4 protein-coding genes are annotated in these 4,977 nt (G+C 45.7%); 3 read left to right on the forward strand and 1 reads right to left on the reverse strand.

The annotated features are described in order from the left end of the window. Positions 1-832 precede the first annotated feature (832 nt). The 3 genes from Q7J27_02640 to Q7J27_02650 are packed head-to-tail and all read left to right on the forward strand — an operon-like array spanning position 833 to position 3,917. Complete coding sequence (locus Q7J27_02640; GenBank protein MDO9528038.1) at positions 833-1,507, forward strand: PIG-L family deacetylase; 675 nt, start codon at positions 833-835, stop codon at positions 1,505-1,507. Positions 1,508-1,543: 36 nt separating this feature from the next. Beyond that, entirely contained in the window at positions 1,544-2,686 is a 1,143-nt protein-coding gene (locus tag Q7J27_02645; GenBank protein MDO9528039.1) for a glycosyltransferase family 4 protein, read from the forward strand. Positions 2,687-2,693: 7 nt separating this feature from the next. After that, positions 2,694-3,917 carry a glycoside hydrolase 100 family protein gene (locus Q7J27_02650; GenBank protein MDO9528040.1) on the forward strand — a complete coding sequence of 408 codons (1,224 nt, stop codon included), beginning with the start codon at positions 2,694-2,696 and terminating at the stop codon, positions 3,915-3,917. 645 nt (positions 3,918-4,562) lie between these two features. Here the strand turns inward: Q7J27_02650 and Q7J27_02655 are convergent. Next, positions 4,563-4,977, reverse strand: a 415-nt coding sequence (locus Q7J27_02655; GenBank protein MDO9528041.1) for a transposase, incomplete at its 5' end; no start/stop codon positions are given.

Consider the following 4,977-nt stretch of genomic DNA (forward strand, 5'->3'; position numbering starts at 1 on the left):
AAATCGCGTGAAGCGCTTCTATGCTACTGCCGGAATATGATTCAAACTGAAAACGCGTCGGACAACTCTCAAAAGAGTTGCTGGTGGGTACTGTACAATATATAGTCATCTCTGCCTCCTTTTCCCCTAAACCAACAGGAAAAACAGACAGATAATGACCATTAACCTATATAATGTCAACTATCATTTTGTTACGTATAGCAATAAATAATGGGTAATCTCTCGGGACAGTCAAGAGTGAAGATCAGTAGGTGTAGCTGTAATAATTCTAACCAAAGTTACGACAAAAAGATATCTTCTTCCCATTGCCCATTATCATCTTTTTCGGCGAGCCAGAATTCAAAAGCTGGGACACTTATATTGAGTGCCCCGGCTTTTCTTCTTGGAGGGTACCAGCAAGTGCGCCCTTGAATTGGATTGTTTGTTGGAGATTATGAGTGACAATCAGCAATAAAAATTAAGAGCAAACTTGATCCATCATTTTCTATTACTCCAAATGTTTTTAATGTCTTGGGCTTCCTCTTATCTATATTTTCTAATTCACTTTCAATTTGAGCAATTTCGGGTTAGGTTTTTTAAATTCTGACCAAGGTGTTCCGTTCACGAATCAGGAATTTAAGAACATTCTTTTGAATGCCGACATCAGAATCAGGATGGATGGTTGTTATAGTGTCCGTGACAACCTTTTTGTAGAAGGACCTCGTGAAATACGAAGAAGTCTATCTCCATGATTACCGGATCGTTTCCGAGGCACGGTTGCTTTTGTCCAACTATTTTCAATTTCACAACACGTAGAGAATTCATGAATCTCTTGGCTTCTATGAAGTATATTATGATAGAGAATCTTAAACAGGACAGGCCTATGAATAGCAAAATTGCAAAGTCAGTGGCTGTGATCGTTGCTCACCCCGATGATGAAACATTATGGACCGGAGGAACAATACTGAGCCATCCGTTATGGCAGTGGTTCATTGTTTGCTTGTGCAGGGGAAGCGATATAGACCGGGCCCCCAGATTTTACAATGCATTAAAAATTTTCAAATCAGAAGGAATCATGGGGGATCTCGACGACGGACCTGAACAGAAACCTTTGGATAAAAAAGAGGTTGAGCTTGCTATACTGGACTTATTACCTCCAAAGTGTTTCGATCTGATAATTTCCCATAATCCAACCGGAGAATACACAAGACATATCCGGCATGAGGAAGTAAGCGAGGCAGTTATTAAACTGTGGCATGCCGGTAAAATTTCTACCAATGAATTTTGGGCCTTTGCTTACGAGGACGGCAATAAGGAATATTATCCCAGACCTGTGAAAAGCGCCCCTCTTTACCGGACACTTACGAAACGGATATTGCGTAGGAAATACAGCATAATTACGGAAACATACGGATTTGAAAAAAGCAGCTTTGAAGCAGAAACAACACCGAAGGCAGAATCATTCTGGCAATTTACTGATCCGGACGATGCTGAAAAATGGCTTAACAATGGAGGGGTTTCAGCATAAACCGGATCCCGACACGTCGGAGGGAGATTAACGCTCATGAAAGTATTGGTACTATATGATTACCCGCCTTCACCCGGAGGGCTGGCAACACAGGGAGATCTCCTATACAGGGGACTTCTTGAAATAGGTGTCGATGTCCATGCTGTTAATTTCGAATCAGCGCAGGAGAAGGAATGGTACTATCGCTGGTTTGAGCCGGATGTTGTTGTTGGTGTAGGTTATTGGGGGCACACGCCACAATTAGTGCTTCACCCGCAACGGTATGGCGTGCAGCCGGTGCCATGGCTGGTTGCCGACGGTTATATTGCAAACTACCAGGAAGTTTTGAATGCTCTCCCACTTATACTGGTGACATCGAATTGGGTAAAGGAGATGTATGTCCGCGATGGGATCAGTGGCGATAAAATTGAAGTATTGCCTATAGGCTGCGATACGGACGTTTTTGCCCCTTTCAGTAAGGATGACCCGAAAGTTTTGTCTGTGCGCGAATCGCTGGGGGTCTCACCCGATCAGTTGATGGTTCTCACTGTTGGCGGAGACGCCGCATCAAAAGGTGCACAGGAGGTGATGCAGGCGCTTGCTATTATTGATACTAAAGCGCCCGACTGGAAATATGTCTGCAAGGTATGGCCCCAGCCGAGAACCAAACTTCAGAATCTGGCCGATCTGGAATTAGCGACAACCCTGGGCATTGAAAAAAATGTTATCTATACGACAAATATCATTTCACGTAATTTCATGCCCTACCTGATAGATGCATGCGATATATATGCGGCCCCTTCGCGGCTCGAGGGATTCGGAATGCCGCAAGTAGAAGCCGGCGCTTGTGGAAAACCGGTAATAGGAATTAATGCCATGGGAATGCTCGATACACTTGTTCATGGCGAAACCGCATTCCTGGCAAATGTGGCACAGCAAGTAGTTGTGAACGAAGTGACCGTTGGTGATGAATCCGGTTTTGAAGATAAACACAGGGTTGTATTTAAAGACCCACGGACAGTGGATTATCGTGCAAGTGTTCATGATATTGCCAACTACTTGATGGATCTTATGACTGATGCGGCATTGCGGGAAAAGATGGGTAAAGCAGCTAGGGAGCGTGTAGTTCAACATTTTGATTACCGTGTTGTCGCCAAAAGGTTTGTGCAGCTAATGAACGATAAATTGGGAATAAAGTAGTCTAACCATGCAAACCTCAAACCGGCAAGAGATAGAAGATGCAAAGACGGCCGCCCTTGAAGTGCTGCTTCATAATTCCCATGGACCATACCACGGACTCCCACGAACTGCCGGCTGGGGATATCCGGAGCCATATACAAGGGATCTGATGTTTTCCATTCTGGGAGTTGCAGTTTCCGGGAATCAGAAGCTCCTGGATAGTATTCGGAGAGTATTGGAGACACTGGCAAAAAATCAGACAGGGCATGGACATATCCCTTCGCTGGTGCATGACAAAGAGGACCGTGGAGCAAGTGATACAACCCCCTTGTTTTTATTGGGTGCTGGCATTTTCAGAAAGGTATCAGGCGAATCGGACTTTCTTGAGGAAGCGGTTGAAAAAGCCCTGAAATGGATGGAGTACCAAAGCCCTTCGGACCGGTACCTGGTTGCACAGCAGCCGACAAGCGATTGGCGGGATGAACAATGGGTGCCTGGATATGGTCTGTATGTTAATACATTGGTATACAGCTATCTCCGGCTCCTGGGTCGGCACGAAAGAGCGGACGGGGTGAACCGTGAGATGAGCCGGTTTACGATTACCGGCGGGATCATGCACCGTCATGTTCACGAAGGTCTCGTGGTAAAACATAAGCCCTACTATGCTTTCTGGTCATATAAGATCCATAGCAGCGAACGGTTCGACCTGCTCGGTAACAGCCTTGCCATCCTCTCTGGAATAGCGTCCCCCTCGCGGGCCGATAGAATAATTTCCTGGATCGAAGAGGAGTGTGCAGGAATGAGGGAAAGCGGCGCATTGGCGGTTGATCTGCCGCCCAATTTCTTCCCCTTTATTAAACCTGAAGATACTGACTGGCGTGTGCGATATTCAGAATATAACAGACCCGGAGAGTACCATAATGGAGGTATATGGCCTTTTATATGCGGGTTTTATGTGGCAGCTCTGGTTGCCGCCAAAAGATACACGCTCGCCAGGGAAAAGCTTGTGGCGCTTACTCATAATATAAAAATTTCCAATACTGGGGACGTCGATTTTGGATTTAACGAATGGCTGAAAGCCCAGGACGGCAAACCCATGGGTCAGGACTGGCAAACCTGGAGCGCCGCGCTTTACCTGTATGCCGTAAAATGCGTTGAAGAAAAAAGGACCCCCTTTTTTGATGAGATTCGCTGTTGTCCGACTGACCCCTCCATTGTACAAAATCACACGGGAAGCCGCGGGGCATCCTGATTCCGCAAAGGATTTTCACGAAGAAATGTGCTCAAACGGTCTTAAAGCAGATCGTTAAATTTAGTAGCAAGACCCTCATCTGGTGCAAGAAAAGATGACGCAACCTCGTCTCCATATTGGTCTTGGTTCATGTGAAACGATTTTAAGGATTTCTGAAGTAGATGTACGAATTCTAACCAAGATTACGGCAAAAATGTATATTCTTCCCATTGCCCATTATCATCTTTCTCAGCGAGCCAGTATGGACTCGGACTACGGACCCAAGGATTAACAAACAATCAATCATCCCCTCACTATTACGAATAAGCGTCAATCCAAAGTTGCGATAATAGACAATCAGATTTAGGTTTGAGGTGTTGATGCAATTTTGGATTGACGCTTGAAGGACTAAGCCGCGTGCCATGAGCTATGGGGTTTCAATTGCGACTTGGCCACTTTTTGTTATAGAGAAAAAGGAAATCAGGGTCGGTGATGTCGTTTTGAAATGAAAAATCTTCGAGACGGACTCCGGGAACGCTATGGATTGTCCTATTCTTGATGCGATTATCGTTGAACCTTCGATTTTTGGACATAGGACACCGTGTCGAAAAAGAGTGCTCTTTTCGCAGGAAGCAGGCCATATGGAGTTTGCGGGGTAAAGGGTGCTCATCGTATAAACTCCGGCGGGCTGTTACACCTAACGGGAAGCAGACGTTCTATTGTGTGCATCCTGCCTTTCTGACAGACAGGACAGACGTTAACATCGATCCCGCAGATTCTGAGGAGCTGTTCCTGCCATGTCTCCCGCTTCTTCTCTTTTGGTTCTTTTTCTACGTCCAATATCTTATGGCATGACGCGATGTTGTTTTTACGGGTTCTATTTGCCAACAGACCAAAGTGACGTATCCGGACATAGCGTTCGGGTAAAACATGAAGCAGGAACCTTCGGATGAACTCATCAGCCTTGAGCGTCATCGTCTTTTGACGGTTATCGTCGGCATAATCCCGCCACAAGAAGGAAACCTTGCCACCCTGGATATTGAGGATGCGGTTATTGCTGATGGCGATTCTGTGGGTATAT

The sequence above is a fragment of the Syntrophales bacterium genome (assembly GCA_030655775.1).
Taxonomy (GTDB): Bacteria; Desulfobacterota; Syntrophia; order Syntrophales; family JADFWA01; genus JAUSPI01.